Raw genomic sequence first — 15,731 nt, 5'->3', positions numbered from 1 at the left:
AGAAAAAAATGAAATATATTTTGATGAAAAAAGCTAACGCATTAGCTTCATGACAAGTCCGGCTAGCCAGTTGTCTTTATATTCTGTTGCTTTTTCGAGCATATTGTCAGCTTTGAGTACAAAGTCATACAACTTTTCGGTTTGGTTGGTAAAATGTTCCGCTTCTACAGATTTGTCATCCTTTACTCCTGTAGAAACTTCTTTCAATACTTTCAGAGCTGGTTTGATTTCACGTTTGCTGCGTTCCTGTGCAATTTTTACAGCCAGTTCGTCAAGGTCTTTCTCGGCAGTAAAGAACTCACGGCGCTCTCCATGTTTGAATTCTTTGTAAACAATACCCCAGTCCATAAGGGCGCGGAGGTTCATGCTGGCGTTGCCGCGCGATATTTGCAGTTCGTCCATAATGTCTTCCATCGAAAGCGGTTCAGGAGCGATCATAAGCAGGGCATGTATCTGAGCCATTGTCTTATTGATTCCCCATTGAGAGCCTAATGCTCCCCAGGTTTGTACGAACTTGTTTTTTGCTTCCTTGAATTCCATACACCAAATGTATAACTTTATTTTTAAACTTTCAAAAATAAATGAAAGATAATAGTGTTGTTTTTAAATCAGGCCCTCGCTAATTACTTTAATGGCAAATTCTAACGTATTTTTTGTATTGGTTTTGTTCAGTACATTTTTACGGTGGCTATCTACGGTATACTTACTAATAAATAATATTTCGGCGATTTCATTACTTTGATATCCTTTTAATACATAGCTTATAATTTCTTTTTCCCTTTTGGTAAAAAGTTCAGGAGTGGGTCTGTAAATTTTAGCAGCTTTGACATCAATATAAGAAGGTTCGCCGTATATACCTAAAAAGGAAAGAACTGAAGTGTTGTTTTTTTTAAGATGTGATATGTCAGTATGTACGCCCAGTGTAAATAACAGGTTGTTATGTTCATCAACCTGAAGGGCGATTGCCTGTTGTAATATCCTCAAATATTCACCATTACTCTTCCTTATCCTGTAGTCGTAGCTCATCTTATATTTCAACATTTTCTCATTGGGTAATTGCTGCAAAAAATCAACTACCGCAGCTTCATTATTAAGATAGATACTCTGGTCATCAGGATGTATGAGTGACATCAAAAAAGGGGCATCAAAATCTTCTGCCGGATATCCAAGAATATCTTTAATTTCAGGGCTCAGATAGGCAAGTTCCATTTTATGCCAGTCTACGATATAGTAATAGTACCGACCAACATGAAACAGGTCGAGTATTTTTTTATGCAATTCGAGGTCAATGGCAGTGTTGTTAATTGGGCCATTACTCATAATGTTTTTCCAAACCTTTTGGGCTTCATTAAAAATGGCTGGTTTCATTGTAAGGTGTTTAGGTTTAGGTAAATGTATTAAAAATCCCTACTGGTTGGGATTTTTTTTGAGCAGGATTTTTTGGAAGTTTGGTATAATTAATCAAATATTTTAAACTATGAAGACAATTATTGTTTTGATGCTAGCAAATATTTTTCTTTTACCTTCATCTAATCAATTTCATCCTTTAGCAAAAATAAAAGAAAAGCAAGAAAAAGCTGATTTCTGTTTTGTTATTGCAACTAATTATACTAAGAAGATTGTTTATGTAAGTAAAACTTTAGATTATGATGATTTTGAGCATGATATGTGGACATTACTTGATGCTACTAAAAACGCACTTAATTATGCAGTTGGGAGTACAGCTTATGAATATACTTCAGGAATAACTATATATAACAGAGATCGAGATAATAATATTCTTACAAACAAATATGATTCTGATCAATATAGGAAATATATCATTGAGGATTTAAAAAAAACAAATTTTAAAATTCTTGATCTCACAATTCAATAAAAAAGCTTACAATTGACCTTTTTATATATAAATTTTTTAATACAGTTTAGTGGTTCGGGTTTGTAGTGTTTCTAATATTGGTCAGTTAAAAAAAGGGACTGTTGTTGTTTTTTTTAGAAACAATAGCCCCCGATGGGATTTCTGAAGGCAGTTATATAATTAAATAAATCTATAAGTAAATGAATAACCAACTTGTCAAATATTTTTATATTATTTTATTATTATCTACTCACTCTCTATTTTCTCAAAATCGACAAGAAACAATTAATAATTTGATGTCACTTGTTAACGACTTTGGTGTAATTTTTAATACAGATAATCAATCAGCGTCCTTAAATGCTTCTTCAAATGGAATTTTGTATTCTTATAAATCAATTTCAGATCTAACAGAAAGTTCTTCTTTTTTTGAGGGGGTTGTAAGTTGGAATGATATATGTAGCGCTTCTAAAACATGGATATCCAGAAAAGGTTCTACTTATTTTCTGAAAATTAAACTCAATGAAGGTATTAGAATTAAGAGATCATACAATTATGATAAACAGGATGATTTTTATTATATGGACTATTTAATTTTGGAAGTATACGACTCAGATAATGCAGTAAAGGAAGATTATTACGAGGTTTTAAAAAATTATTTTAATGAGCTTGGTAGTATTAATAATTGTCCTTAAAATTAATAGATGTGATATTATATTTTTAACTGAGTTCAACTACTCTGTATAAGTTGAATTTCTTTTTAGTAAAACTTATCAATTCTTTCCGTGTTGCCTTCCTTTTGAAAGAATAGTTAATTAAAATCACGTAAAAATACCTGTACCAGCGATTTAAATTATGTAGAAATTTGCCTTCACACGTAAATACTATTGTTATGACACCGGAACAGGTAATAGAGAAAATTTTGCTGGGAGGATTGCTTGGTCTTCTTGGTCAGGGAATAAGGATGGCGATTGGGCTTAAAAAGCTCTCGGATGCAAATGCCCAAAAGGATAATAAGGAAGACCTCAACGGAGGCAGGCTCATGGTGAGTCTTTTTATAGGTTTTGTAGCCGGAGCGCTATATGTTTTAGTGAACGGCTTTGATGATAAACCGGATGTTGCAAATGGTGAGTATATTGGAAATCAGTTTGTGTTCACGGTGATCGCAGCGGGCTACGCAGGTAGTGATTTTATAGAAGGGCTTTTTAATACTTATATTGCTAAAATGCCAACCTCCGGTTCAGGAGCGGGAGGGAATACAGTTGTTGCTGTAAATCCGATGGTTATTCCACCTGCTGCATCGGATAACACTGTTGTAGTGACGGCAGCTCCGGCGAACCCCATACCTGATCCATCGCCAACACCGGCAGCAGAACCTGAAGATAATGCCGAACCAATGGCCAACCCAACATAAAAAGCAAAACCCCGAAGTATTCTTCGGGGTTTCTTATATCGAATCATCGATCAGTCCAATAATCCAAAGATCGAACTATCAAACAATCTATAATAGTCCTGCTCTTTTAAGCAATGCTTCCGGTCTTGGCTCCTGTCCGCGGAAACGTTTGTATAATAGCATCGGGTGCTCTGTGCCACCTTTAGAAAGTACATTGTCTTTGAATTTATTCGCAGTTTCCTTGTCAAAAATACCCTTCTCCTGAAAATATTCAAAAGCATCAGCATCCAATACCTCAGCCCATTTATAGCTATAATAACCTGATGAATATCCTCCCTGGAAAATATGTGAAAAGGCCGTGCTCATGGCGTTTTCTTTTACGTCAGGATAAAGCTGTGTAGCAGCGAACTGTTCAGTTTCGAAAGCCTTAAGGTCTGTTATTCCGCTTGGGTCGGCGCTATGCCATCCCATATCCAGTAATCCAAAGCTCAGCTGGCGCATCGTCGCCATCCCTTCCTGAAAACTTGCACTCTCTTTTATCTTGTTAATGTATTCCATAGGTATCACTTCACCTGTTTGGTAATGATGTGCAAACAGGGCAAGTGCTTCCGGCTCGTAGCACCAGTTTTCCATAACTTGGCTTGGCAGTTCTACAAAGTCCCAATACACACTTGTACCACTCAGGCTTGGGTAGGTAGTATCTGCCAGCATACCGTGAAGTGCGTGTCCAAATTCATGGAACAGCGTTGTTACTTCATTGAAGGTTAGTAAAGATGGCTTAGTTTCTGTTGGTTTTGTAAAGTTGCATACTATAGATACGTGAGGTCTTTCGTTTACCCCACCTTTTACATATTGCGATTTGAAAGAGGTCATCCATGCACCGTTGCGTTTTCCTTTACGAGGGAAAAAATCTGCATAAAAGATAGCAACGAGATTGCCGTTCTCATCTTTTACTTCATAAGTGGTAACATCTTTATGGTATTTGTCGATGTCCTGAACCTCATCAAATTTCAGTCCGTATAACTTGCCGGCAATGGTAAAAGCACCGTTAAGTACATTTTCCAGTTTGAAATATGGCTTCAGCTTCTCATCGTCAAGGTTGAATAACTTTTGTTTCAGCTTTTCAGAATAGTAAGACCCATCCCATTTTTCCAAATGGTCAATGCCGTCGATTTCTTTAGCGAATGCCGAAAGCTCTGCAAATTCTTTACGTGCTGCAGGCTCCGCTTTGGCAAGAAGGTCTTTCAGGAAGGTTTTAACCTTCTGCGGACTTTCAGCCATACGTTCTTCAAGTACAAAATCGGCATGCGATGCATAGCCAAGTAGATTTGCACGCTCATGACGAAGGTTAGCGATCTTTAAAACTATAGCCTGATTGTCAAATTCGTTATTCTGGAAACCTTTGGCACCAAAAGCAATAGTCAGCTGTTTGCGTAGTTCACGGTTATCGGCATAGGTCATAAACGGAACATAGCTTGGATAATCAAGAGTGAAGATCCATCCTTCTTTTTCAAGGCTTATCGCCAGTTCGCGTGCAGCCTCAATGGTTCCTTCCGGTAATCCCGAAAGGTCAGCTTCGTTAGTGATGTGCAATTGATATGCATTGGTTTCTGCCAGTACATTTTCGCCAAACTCAAGGCTGATCTTGGAAAGCTCCATGTCGATTTCGCGTAGCTTGTTCTTCTTGTCTTCCGGAAGATTAGCTCCGTTGCGGGAAAAGCTTTTGTATTGCTTGTCAAGAAGTGTCTTTTGCTCCTCGGTAAGATTCAGGCTGTCTTTTTGGTTATAGACTGTTTTTACGCGTTTAAACAATGCCGTGTTCAGGCGTACATCATTGCCAAATTCAGACAACAGCGGAGAAGCCTCCATTGCGATCTTCTGAATTTCGTCATTGGTTTCAGCTGAATGAAGGTTAAAGAATATGCTCGAAGCACGTTCCAGTATCTCTCCATTAAAGCTCATCGCCTCGATAGTATTTTCAAAAGTTGGCGCTTCAGGATTGGCAACAATAGAATCAATCTCTTTGCGGGCTGCCTCTATACCTTCTTTAATGGCAGGTAAAAAGTCTTCGTTTTTTATGCTGCTGAAAGGCGCAGTATCGTGTTTGGTTGTAAATTTTTTGGTAAGTACGTTCATGATATTATAAATGACCGTAATGTTTACGGATTTCTTTGGTAATTGATTTAAAACTGCTGCGGTTATCAAATACCGTAATAATTTCTATGTATTCATTTTTAATCCTGTACAAGAAAGATGTTTGTTTTGTAACGATACATTTTCTGAGATTTCTAAAAATGCCTGATTCTATACAGCTTTCAGGATAGGAGGAAATATGAAGAAGTTTTTCCTCAAAATATACTTCAAAATTATTGGCAACGGCTAAAGACCATTCATCTTCAAGATAGTTCAGCAAGATGTTAAGCTTTTTTTGGGCAAGTTTAGAAAGTACAACTTTATGCATGCCTGTTTCTTCGGGCTAATTTAAAATCTTCCCATGAAATTTTTTCACCTCCGTCAAGTTGGTCAATTCCAAACTGAACTTCAAGCTTTTGGTCTTCGGATAATTCGTCGTAAAAATCTCTTTTTTCTTTGGTAATTAATTTGCGTACTTTTTCAATTAATTTAGAATCTTCTAAATCAAGTATCATTTTCGCCAGTTCTATTTTTGAAGCCTGAATATCCATAGCAGCTTTGTTTTTACCAAAGTTACAAAACTATTTTCTATTCTTCAATTCTTCCGAAGCCTTGTTTACGGCTTCTTTAAGGCTTTGTTTGTAAGCGATCATTTTAGCCTGTACAAGTTTGTCCTGGCTGCCTAATATCTGTGCGGCAAGTATACCAGCATTTTTAGCGCCGTTAAGAGCTACAGTTGCTACTGGCACACCACCCGGCATCTGAAGGATAGAAAGAACGCTGTCCCACCCGTCGATAGAGTTGCTTGATTTAACAGGTACGCCAATTACGGGAAGCGGACTCATGCTGGCTACCATTCCGGGTAAGTGGGCTGCACCGCCTGCTCCTGCAATGATTACGTTTACGCCGCGACTGTGTGCCGTAGTGCTGTATTCAAAAAGTTTTTCAGGAGTACGGTGAGCCGAAACGATATCCACTTCTGTTTCAATTCCAAATTCTTTTAATATATCTATGGCATCCTGCATTACCGGCATATCCGATATAGAGCCCATTATAATTCCTACTTTCATTTTTTAAATAGTTGTTAGTTGTTGGTTTTCAGTTGATGGTGCTTCTGAAAACTGAGACTGAGACTGAAAACTTATTGCGCAATTACTCTTATAGTATTCTTTACTTTTTCCGCTACCCTGCGTGCTTCGTCTATATCATGGTTTACGATGGTAACGTGACCCATTTTGCGGAAAGGCCTTGTTTGTTTCTTTCCATAAATGTGAGGGGTAACGCCATCCATTTTCATGATCTTCTCGATGTTCTCATAAAGTACATTACCCGAGTAGCCCTCTTCGCCTACAAGGTTTACCATGATGCCTGCTGCTTTACTGTCAGTATTACCCAGCGGCAAATCAAGTATGGCGCGAACGTGTTGTTCAAACTGCGAAGTATAGCTCGCTTCGATAGAGTAGTGTCCGCTATTGTGTGGTCTTGGTGCTACCTCGTTTACAAGGATCTCGTCGTCAACAGTCTGGAACATCTCTACAGCCAGTAGCCCTACATGGTTAAAATGTTCTGATACTTTAAGAGCGATAGCACGTGCTTTATTTGCCACATGCATATCTATACGTGCCGGGCAGATAACATATTCTACCTGGTTAGCCTCGGGATGAAATTCCATTTCTACTACAGGGTAAGTTAGTATCTCTCCCGATGGATTTCTCGCAACGATTACGGCAAGCTCATTCTTAAAAGGAACCATTGCCTCAGCGATGCACTGCACGTTTGGAACGCCTTCAAAACTTTCTTGGCTACGGATTACCTTTACTCCGTTTCCGTCATAACCACCCTCGGTACTTTTCCATACGAAAGGCATAAGGACTGCTTTGTTTTCTACTGCTTCTTTAAGAGCATCCAGTGTTTCAAACCTTCTGTAATCTGCAGTTGGGATATGGTATGTTGTGTAAAAATCTTTTTGTACCCCTTTATTCTGGATAAGGTTAAGGGTCTTAGGCGAAGGGTACACCTTTACACCTTCAGCTTCCAGTTTTTCAAGTGCCTGTATGTTTACAAGCTCGATCTCAAAAGTAAGTACGTCTACCTGTTTGCCAAAGTTGTATACGGTATCAAAATCCATAAGGTCTCCCTTAAAGAACTTGTTGCAGCCTACTTTGCATGGTGCTTCATCGCTTGGATCAAGTACGTAGGTTTGTATATCGAATTTGCGGGTATCGGTAAGCATCATTTTACCCAGCTGTCCGCCGCCTAAAATGCCTAGTTTAAAATCAGAAGAAAAATAATTCATCAGTAGCTGTTGTTTTCAGTCGCAAAGATACTTAAAACAATTGTGAATTTTAAATTTCGCGGTTATCCGCTTAATGCTTGGATATTCAGGATATTCCTGTAGTATTTTTACGTTAACTTTAGCATTTCATTCAGAAATAGCTGGAAATTATATTCGTATTTTAGAGGTTCACAAATTCTGCCCCTTTTTTGCAGATGTAAATTCAAACCTATGAGACTTACGATAGAAAGGAAGCCGGTAAAAGTTTCCCCTGATCCTTCCCGTGTAATTGCCCGGTATTTTTTTAATGGAGAAGAACGTGCGGTAGAACTGATACGGAAAATACTGGCACTTGATAAGGAAGAAGTGTTTGCACTGGCATCGCCTTTGCTTCAGGATTTCTCTAAGCGTCACAGGAATATTACCCGCAAACTTCTGCGCAATTGCGAACGTGTAAAGAGATACATTACCATTGCAGGTGGTGAATATGAAAGGATGGATGAATACTGCAAACTGCTTATAGGGTCTTATTTTACTCATGAATATTCAATTGAATCAGCCGCATTTTTTAATCCGTCAATAGTTCCCGATCCTGACCAGACCAATCTTGAAGAAGGACAGCTTCGTGTAATCATTAGTTTCAGGGCCGTAGGTGAGGGGCACGTGTCATCGGTGGCTTTCCGCAGGGCGCTTATAGACAGAAATAATGATATTACAGTTATCCCTGCCAGCAATTATATAGATGAAGCCGAAAAAATACATAATGTGGTTTATCAAAAAAGGCTTTTCCTTAAAAAGGCACAGGAAGCTGATATTAATGAAGAGTTCCTGAATGAAGTAACCGAAAAACTTGGTGATAGGTTTGATTATGAAGAACTCAAAAACCTGGTTATTGAGGCTAAGGCAAAAACATCCGACACTAAGATCATAAAAGAGTATAATCTTGTTTTGGCGCTTTCTGACAGTTATCGCAGAATAACCTTCTCTAAAGATACCGATATAAGCGACAGGGTTATTTTTCCGATTTCCGATTTTGAAAGTAAAGGTATTGAAGATGCCCGTTTCGTGAAATTTATTGATGAGAGTGGCCGTACTTTTTATTATGCGACCTATACGGCTTATGATGGTGTGCATATTATGCCAAAGCTTTTAAAGACAACTGACTTTTATGAATTCAAGACCAGTCCGCTGAATGGGGCAGGTGCTAAAAATAAGAATCTGGCCTTGTTTCCCAGGAAAATAAATGGTAAGTATGCCATGCTTTCAAGAATAGATGGCTGGAATAACTACCTTATGTATAGCGAGAATATTAATGAGTGGGAAGATCCTGTGAAAATACAGTCACCTGAATATCCATGGGAGTTTGTGCAGATAGGCAATTGCGGTTCGCCTATAGAGACAGAGGCTGGCTGGCTCGTTCTTACCCATGCCGTGGGATCTATGCGCAAATACAGTATTGCAGCTTCTTTACTTGATATCAATGATCCCTCTATTGAGATAGGCAGGCTTAAAGACCCGCTTATAGTTCCCAATCCTGATGAACGTGAAGGCTATGTGCCCAATGTTGTATATTCATGTGGGGGAATCATCCATAACGGAGAGCTTATCATTCCATACGGATTGTCTGACCACAGTTCCGGTTTTGCAACGGTAAGCCTGGATATGCTATTGGACAGGCTGAAGAATGGAGGATAATTAAGTTTGCAGTGTCCAGTGGCAGTATTCAGTAATAACGGTATCTTTGTTAATCGAATAACTAATAGCATACATTACATTGGAAAATGAATTGCCTGAGGAATCAGCAACCGGATTTTGGGTAAAGAACCCATCGCTGAAAATAAAAGAATTCCAGTCGTTCTTAAGTATACGTTTCGGGCTCATTTTTGCCCTCAATATGCAGATAACCATAATTTACTATTGGGTATATCATATTACTAACGACAAACTGGCTCTTGGTTTTGTAGGCCTTGCCGAGGTTATTCCTGCTATAGGCTGTTCGCTGTTTGCAGGTCATTATGTTGATCTTAATGAAAAGCGAAAGATGGTGCTCTTCTGCATCAGTTCCTATGTGCTGCTTGCAGTATGCCTTTTTACGCTTACCACCCCTTTCTCGTTAAATGAATTAGGTGTCAACACGACATTATACTGTATTTATTTCCTTGTCTTTTGTGGAGGGATCATTCGCTCTTTCATGGGGCCATCAGTGTTTTCATTGTTTGGGCTTATCGTTCCGCGAAAGCATTTTGCCAATGCCACAAGCTGGGGCAGTATGGCCTGGCAAACGGGCTCTATGATAGGGCCTTTGGCAGCAGGTCTTGCCATAGCTTTAGATGGCGTACTTTCGGGAATGTTTACCGTTGTGATCATCTTATTGGCTTTACTATTTCCAATTCTTTCCATAAAGACAAAACCTATCCTTAAAAAAGAGAAAGAGCCGATGCTGCAAAGCCTTACGCAAGGCATACGTTTTGTAATAAGAACACCTGCACTCCTTGGTGCGCAGCTGCTCGATATGTTCTCGGTATTATTTGGTGGGGCGGTAGCGTTACTACCGGTGTATCAAAAAGAAATATTGCATGTAGATGAGGTAGGTTTCGGGTTGCTGCGTTCGGCGCCGGGTGTTGGAGCAATGCTTACTTTGGGCATATTGGCATTCCTGCCATTACGAACCTATCCTGGGCGTAAATTATTTATTGCCGTGACCGGATTTGCACTTTGTATCATTGGCTTTGGACTTTCAACCAATTTTATGCTTTCTTTTGCTTTCCTGCTGTTTTCGGGTATGTTCGATGCTGTGAGTGTAGTCATTCGAAGTACAATACTACAACTGGTTACTCCTGATGAAATGCGTGGGCGTGTTGCCTCCGTAAATACCATATTTGTAAGTTCGTCTAATGAATTGGGTGATTTCGAAAGCGGTGTCATGGCACACTGGCTGGGCACGGTCAGGGCAGTTGTAACAGGAGGATGTATAACGTTGGGGGTAATAGCCATTACGTTCTTCAGTGCGCCTCAATTGAGGAAGTTTGGCTTTGATGAAGAAGAGAAGAAAGAGTAATCAGTGTTCAGTAGGCAGTTAATCACTGTTTACTAATCAATCCTCGGGTTATCTTCATCTACAAATTCTCCTTCCGATTTAGAGATAACAATCGTTGCCACTCCGTTACCTATAAAATTAGTCAGGGCTCGCGCCTCACTCATAAATTTATCAACTCCAAGCAAAAAGGCAAGTCCTTCTAACGGTATCCTATGAATTGCCGTCAGGGTAGAGGCTAATACAATAAAACCGCTTCCGGTAACACCTGCCGCTCCTTTAGAGGTTATCATGAGCAGGCCAATAATGGTGAGTATCTCTTCAAAGCTCAGGTGTACATTATACAACTGTGCAAGAAAGATAACTGACATTGATAAATAAATAGAAGTTCCATCGAGGTTAAACGAATAGCCTGTTGGTACGACTAAACCCACAACCGACTTACTGCAGCCCATTTTTTCGAGCTTTTCCATAAGGTTGGGCAGTGCAGCTTCTGATGATGAGGTGCCAAGTACAATGAGCAGTTCGGCTTTGATGTATTTTATGAATTCAAGTATGCTGAGCTTGTAGTAACGCATGATAGCGCCAAGTATCACAAAAATAAAAATAGCCATGGTCACATATACGGTGAGCATGAGCTTGCCGAGCGGAATAAGCGTATGCAGCCCAAACTTCCCAACAGTATAAGCCATCCCGCCAAAAGCGCCTAATGGTGCCAGGTACATAACGATTTTCAGGGCTTTGAATACATACTCTGAACATATATAAAGGCCGGATACTGCCTGCTCCCTTTTTTTGCTGTAATTCAGTACAATGCCAACAACAATAGCGGCTAATAGCACCTGCAGGGTTAAATTGTCCAGAAAGAACTGCCACCAACTAAAGTTATTCGTGCCCGAAGTGTATTTACTTGCATCTTCAACGTTTAGGCCGGTTTTGTCAATCTTTCCGGGTTCTATGATATAGGCAACTGCTACACCAATGGCTAGGGCAAAAGTGGTAACGATCTCAAAATAGATAAGTGATTTCAGGCCTATCCTGCCCACCTTCTTCAGGTCGCCCATGCCACTAATGCCAAGCACTATGGTAAGGAAAATAATAGGTGCTATAAATAGTTTGATGATCTTGATAAACCAGTCGCCAATAAATTTCATCTCTACGGCATTTGCCGGATAAAAATGTCCAAGCAGTATGCCGCATACAATAGCGATCAGTACCCAAAAGGTAAGGTTGGTCACTATTCTGTAAAGAAAGGTCTGCTTTGTTTCAATAGTTTCTTTTGGGAACTCTTTCATCTGCCGAAGATAATAAAAACAATCATTTATTGATTCGCCTCAGGATTTCTTTGGCGGCTGCCTTATAGGCTGCGGTATGTTTCGCAGCATCTTCAGATAAGATACGTATAAGTTCAGGATAGATCCAATCTTCTTTTTTGCCTAACAGAAAAAGGGTACGCATGGAATATGCCTTGGTCGCTACTTTAGTTTCGGGTTTGATCAGCCAGTCAAAACAGGCTTCGGTGATCTGCTCTTTATGAGTGATGGTTAGAAAATCCGGATGCTGCTGTGTATATTCCAGTGCAAACTGGCAGGTCTTTGAAATTGGCCGCATAGCACTCTCATTAGTAAAGTGAGGCAATGCATTGCAAAAAGCATTGAGGTAAGGAGCAAGCCATTCAATCTTTGCTTCTAATACCAGTTCAAGTATCCAGCACGCCTTGTGGTGATTTTTGTCTTTGACATCAAAAGCCACATCCAGTAAATCACGTAACAGGGTTTTGTCATTTAAAACCATATCCGATAATAAATCCCTTATGGGACGATGGGCGGTGCTATTGGCTATCTGATTGTAAAAGGCTGAATTCAAAACGTTTGTTTTAGTTTTGAAAAATACAAAAATAAAACGGGGCATACGCCCCGTTTTATCAAAGTGACCAATCTTAGTAGTTTATAGCCTGAATCTCATTATTAACCTAACAAATTATGAGGGTTTCAATCCTGATCGCCTTTTTGCCTGATTACTCTAAACCTTATACTTTGTAATTACATTGACAAATATCTTAAAAGCCTATCATGATGCGACAGTTTGAATGCAGATAAAGTGTGACATTGGGTATCAAGAATGTGACATCTTGGATTTTTTATTAAAAAGAACGATATAATTTGCATATATGTTAAAATGGGTATATTTGCGCAACCAATTTTAACAAAAAATGTTTCGTAATTTTTTTCTTTTATTGCTGCTTTGTTCTACTGCGCTTCTTGCGCAGGATGCCGAAAAACCTTCAAGATTTTCTGTGGGCCTTGCCTACGGTAACGGTAGCGAATTCAATAATACCGATTATACATATACCAACAGCTATATACAGGGACAGGTATATTATTCGCTTAATCCCGGTAAACGATGGGAGTTTGTTGTGGCATTGCAACCCGAAGTGAATTTTGCCCGCCACAGGCTGAAGAATTATTACTTCGTACACCCAGATGATCCTAATGCTGAAGAAAAAAGGGAAGACTACATGGCATTGAAAGATATTCGTGAATATATATTGAATGTCGCTTTCTTTGCCCGCTACAATATTACCAAAGATTTCAGCATGTATGCAATGGGTAATGTAGGTCCAATGATAACCGATACAGAAACGGAACGATTAACCAAAGGTTTTGCCTTTTGTGATGTCTTTGCAATAGGTGCCACCTATAAATTTGGAAAGATAGCTTTCGATCTCCGCCCTAATGTAAGGCATACCTCTAATGCCGGGTTGCAAAATTCAAACGCAGGATTCAATACCAAGAACATACAGTTCGGGGTAATTGTAGCGCTTTAAAAGCTATAGCTAAAGCCTATATTTCCATAATAGTTGACAGGCAGGCCAGGATAATAATATCGGGGTGCGCCTCCGTTGATTCCTACTGCGTTTACCAGCACCATACTTGCATAATGAGTGTTGGCAATATTGTTCACACCTGTCGAAAGATGTGCAGTCATTCCTTTAAAGAGTTCGAAACGGTATCCTGCTTTTGCATTCAGTAGCGTGTAGCTATCTGCAAATGCTGTATTGGCATCGTTCATCGGGATGGTGTCGACATAATAAAAGTCGGAAGAAATATAAAAGCCACAGGTCTCTAATTGTATGCCTGCGTTGGCCTTATTAGCAGGAACGCCGGTCAACGCGTTGCCTGAATAATCAATACCGTTGTTTAAAAATTCCTTAAATTCATACTTGCCTATAGATGCCGTTACATAAGGTTTAATAGTAACGTTTTTGTCTATATTCCAATTGTAACTGATGCTGGCCTCAACACCCTGGTGTAATGTTTCTCCTGCATTCACACCTATATATTGGTCATCGCCTACACGTTGGGCTACCAGCAGGTCGTTGATCTGCATGTGGTATAATGAAATCTCAACATACAGGTTTCTTTCAAGAAAGTAAAACTTGCCGCCCACTTCAAAATTATAACCGTTCTCAGGTTTTATGTTTGGGTTAATGGTTCCGTCGGCAGTAAGTGTTTCTTCAATAGAAGGCAATGAAAAACCACGACTTAGGGATGCATAAATAGTTTGTAGGCCTGATGGTTTAAAAAGGAGTGATATTTGTGGCGACCAAATGCCGTCGTAGCTATACTTTTCAGAAGAAATGTTTGCAGCGGGATAGGTATTGTCCAGTTCAAATTGGGTTTTGTTGTAATTTATACCTGCCTGTACTTCAAACTTTCGGGAAAGCTGCAGTCTTAGCTGGGCAAAAGCATTAATGAAATCACGTCGCTGTTCGCTGCCCGTCAATTGCGTTCCTTCGAGCGTACCGTTGCCATTATTGTCCTGATACAGGTTTTCATAAGTGCCACCTTCATAACCATCATTAAAATATTCAAGCCCGGCAATAAATTCGGTTTTGATATTCCCGATTTTCGCTTCGCCATAAAACTGCGTTCGCCCACCCCAGGCCATATTGTTTTGTGTAAGTATGTCAAAAGGCCTTGGCTCGTAACTGTCTTTTGCATTGATAAAAGCAGATGTTGAATTCTTTAGCCAGTCCGCTACTTTCCAGTCATAGGCCAGTCCTGCCAAATAAGCATCATACTGCTCATAACCTTTTGATGCTGCCCATGTAGGTGCTGCAGCCTTTGGATTATTGTTAAAAGTCTCCTTATTTACAGAGCTGGGAATATAGGCTTTCATATAAGTGTAATTGCCAAAATAAGTAAGCTTGCTGTTTTGTTTGCGAAAAAGTTCTCCGGCGAGGGTAACTCCTTCACGGTTATAGGCACTGTTATCCCGCCAGCCATCAGTTTCCATTTTATGGTAGCTGAGGTTAAGGCTGCCGTTTTTAGTGTCAAGTCCGTAACTTATGGTGTTTTTGTTTAGCCCGAACGAACCGATGGTTGTGCTTATAGCCGCACGGCTGCCATGATAAGCTGCCTGTTTTGAGGTAAGCAGTATGGCTCCGCCAAGTCCGGCGCCATACAAACTGGAGAGTGGCCCTTTGATAACCTCCGCCTGACTTATGATTTCTACATCAATATCTTCTATGGTCGTTTCGCTGTCGCCCGATGTCAGTGGGATGCTGCCATAAAATGCCCTTATTTTATTGGTTCCGTAAGGAGTCCTGGCTCCAATACCGCGAATTGAGATCCTGTTGGTGTTCAGTCCGCCTGATTGCATATACACTCCTGAAAGGGTATTGAGGGAAGCTGAAATATCTATATTATTACTGCGTTGCAATTGCGCCGATGAAAGTACTCCAATGGATGCCGGAGCATTTAGCAGGCTATCATTGATGTGGTAGTTGCTAATTATGACTTCATTGAGCGTATTATCTATTTTTATTCCGGGAGTAGTGTCGGTTATTGTATTTCTTGTTTTTACAATACTGTCCTGACGTGTTTTTATTTTTGTCGTTATTGGTATTTCTTTTTTGCGGGGGATTGTATCCTGTGCAAAGACTTTCGTCGAAAAAAATATAAGAATAACAAAAAGTAGAAGTTTTTGCATTGATGTTGTTTTGAAGCTACTAAATTAAAAAACCTGCAGCTTTTGGCTG

The 15,731-nt window shown here is 39.7% G+C and carries 16 protein-coding genes; 6 read left to right on the top strand and 10 right to left on the bottom strand.

The window, feature by feature from the left end:
* Nucleotides 1-33 precede the first annotated feature (33 nt).
* Together ACX0HA_RS04005 and ACX0HA_RS04000 are read right to left on the bottom strand one after the other, a co-directional pair.
* Nucleotides 34-540, bottom strand: coding sequence for a GbsR/MarR family transcriptional regulator (locus ACX0HA_RS04005; RefSeq protein WP_458843976.1), 507 nt, complete (start codon nucleotides 538-540; stop codon nucleotides 34-36).
* A 63-nt stretch (nucleotides 541-603) separates the two neighbouring features.
* A complete protein-coding gene (locus ACX0HA_RS04000) occupies nucleotides 604-1,368 on the bottom strand; it encodes a LuxR C-terminal-related transcriptional regulator (protein WP_458843975.1) in 765 nt (254 codons plus the stop codon).
* Between the two features lie 109 nt (nucleotides 1,369-1,477).
* Between ACX0HA_RS04000 and ACX0HA_RS03995 the strand changes: the two genes are divergently transcribed.
* The 3 genes from ACX0HA_RS03995 to ACX0HA_RS03985 all read left to right on the top strand — a co-directional run bounded on the left by ACX0HA_RS03995 (nucleotide 1,478) and on the right by ACX0HA_RS03985 (nucleotide 3,266).
* Nucleotides 1,478-1,876 carry a hypothetical protein gene (locus tag ACX0HA_RS03995; protein ID WP_458843974.1) on the top strand — a complete coding sequence of 133 codons (399 nt, stop codon included), beginning with the start codon at nucleotides 1,478-1,480 and terminating at the stop codon, nucleotides 1,874-1,876.
* A gap of 179 nt (nucleotides 1,877-2,055) precedes the next feature.
* On the top strand, nucleotides 2,056-2,547 hold the full coding sequence (locus ACX0HA_RS03990; RefSeq protein ID WP_458843973.1) for a hypothetical protein: 492 nt from the start codon (nucleotides 2,056-2,058) through the stop codon (nucleotides 2,545-2,547).
* A 197-nt stretch (nucleotides 2,548-2,744) separates the two neighbouring features.
* Nucleotides 2,745-3,266 (top strand): hypothetical protein, encoded by a 522-nt coding sequence (locus tag ACX0HA_RS03985; RefSeq protein WP_458843972.1) that lies wholly within the window; start codon nucleotides 2,745-2,747, stop codon nucleotides 3,264-3,266.
* 87 nt (nucleotides 3,267-3,353) lie between these two features.
* On the opposite strand, the gene ACX0HA_RS03980 is transcribed toward ACX0HA_RS03985, so the two are convergent.
* The 5 genes from ACX0HA_RS03980 to ACX0HA_RS03960 form a co-directional block, all read right to left on the bottom strand.
* The gene (locus ACX0HA_RS03980) at nucleotides 3,354-5,381 is read right to left on the bottom strand and encodes a M3 family metallopeptidase (protein WP_458843971.1); all 2,028 of its coding nucleotides are present in this window, start codon (nucleotides 5,379-5,381) and stop codon (nucleotides 3,354-3,356) included.
* A 4-nt stretch (nucleotides 5,382-5,385) separates the two neighbouring features.
* Nucleotides 5,386-5,706 carry a type II toxin-antitoxin system RelE/ParE family toxin gene (locus ACX0HA_RS03975; RefSeq protein WP_458843970.1) on the bottom strand — a complete coding sequence of 107 codons (321 nt, stop codon included), beginning with the start codon at nucleotides 5,704-5,706 and terminating at the stop codon, nucleotides 5,386-5,388.
* Complete coding sequence (locus ACX0HA_RS03970) at nucleotides 5,699-5,929, bottom strand: hypothetical protein (RefSeq protein ID WP_458843969.1); 231 nt, start codon at nucleotides 5,927-5,929, stop codon at nucleotides 5,699-5,701. Before ACX0HA_RS03970 ends, ACX0HA_RS03975 begins: the two co-directional genes overlap by 8 nt.
* A 30-nt stretch (nucleotides 5,930-5,959) precedes the next feature.
* Entirely contained in the window at nucleotides 5,960-6,448 is a 489-nt protein-coding gene (purE, locus tag ACX0HA_RS03965; protein ID WP_458843968.1) for a 5-(carboxyamino)imidazole ribonucleotide mutase, read from the bottom strand.
* A gap of 71 nt (nucleotides 6,449-6,519) precedes the next feature.
* Nucleotides 6,520-7,674, bottom strand: a complete 1,155-nt coding sequence (locus ACX0HA_RS03960; RefSeq protein WP_458843967.1) for a 5-(carboxyamino)imidazole ribonucleotide synthase — start codon at nucleotides 7,672-7,674, stop codon at nucleotides 6,520-6,522.
* 210 nt (nucleotides 7,675-7,884) lie between these two features.
* On the opposite strand from ACX0HA_RS03960, the gene ACX0HA_RS03955 reads away from it, so the two are divergent.
* Nucleotides 7,885-9,348: a glycoside hydrolase family 130 protein gene (locus ACX0HA_RS03955; RefSeq protein ID WP_458843966.1), complete on the top strand. Its 1,464-nt coding sequence runs from the start codon at nucleotides 7,885-7,887 to the stop codon at nucleotides 9,346-9,348.
* Nucleotides 9,349-9,427: 79 nt separating this feature from the next.
* Nucleotides 9,428-10,711, top strand: a complete 1,284-nt coding sequence (locus ACX0HA_RS03950) for an MFS transporter (RefSeq protein ID WP_458843965.1) — start codon at nucleotides 9,428-9,430, stop codon at nucleotides 10,709-10,711.
* Between the two features lie 32 nt (nucleotides 10,712-10,743).
* Here the strand turns inward: ACX0HA_RS03950 and ACX0HA_RS03945 are convergent, their stop codons facing one another.
* Entirely contained in the window at nucleotides 10,744-11,982 is a 1,239-nt protein-coding gene (locus ACX0HA_RS03945; protein ID WP_458843964.1) for a cation:dicarboxylate symporter family transporter, read from the bottom strand.
* A 22-nt stretch (nucleotides 11,983-12,004) separates the two neighbouring features.
* Nucleotides 12,005-12,553, bottom strand: a complete 549-nt coding sequence (locus tag ACX0HA_RS03940) for a hypothetical protein (RefSeq protein WP_458843963.1) — start codon at nucleotides 12,551-12,553, stop codon at nucleotides 12,005-12,007.
* 346 nt (nucleotides 12,554-12,899) lie between these two features.
* Between ACX0HA_RS03940 and ACX0HA_RS03935 the strand changes: the two genes are divergently transcribed.
* Nucleotides 12,900-13,514, top strand: a complete 615-nt coding sequence (locus ACX0HA_RS03935; RefSeq protein WP_458843962.1) for an acyloxyacyl hydrolase — start codon at nucleotides 12,900-12,902, stop codon at nucleotides 13,512-13,514.
* On the opposite strand, the gene ACX0HA_RS03930 is transcribed toward ACX0HA_RS03935, so the two are convergent.
* Nucleotides 13,511-15,682 carry a TonB-dependent receptor gene (locus ACX0HA_RS03930; protein ID WP_458843961.1) on the bottom strand — a complete coding sequence of 724 codons (2,172 nt, stop codon included), beginning with the start codon at nucleotides 15,680-15,682 and terminating at the stop codon, nucleotides 13,511-13,513. The two genes, ACX0HA_RS03935 and ACX0HA_RS03930, sit on opposite strands and share 4 nt — an antisense overlap.
* Nucleotides 15,683-15,731 lie beyond the last annotated feature (49 nt).

It is taken from the genome of Flavobacterium hauense, assembly GCF_054457175.1.
Note: the sequence above shows the minus strand (reverse complement) of the source record. Positions and strands in the feature narration are given on the sequence as shown.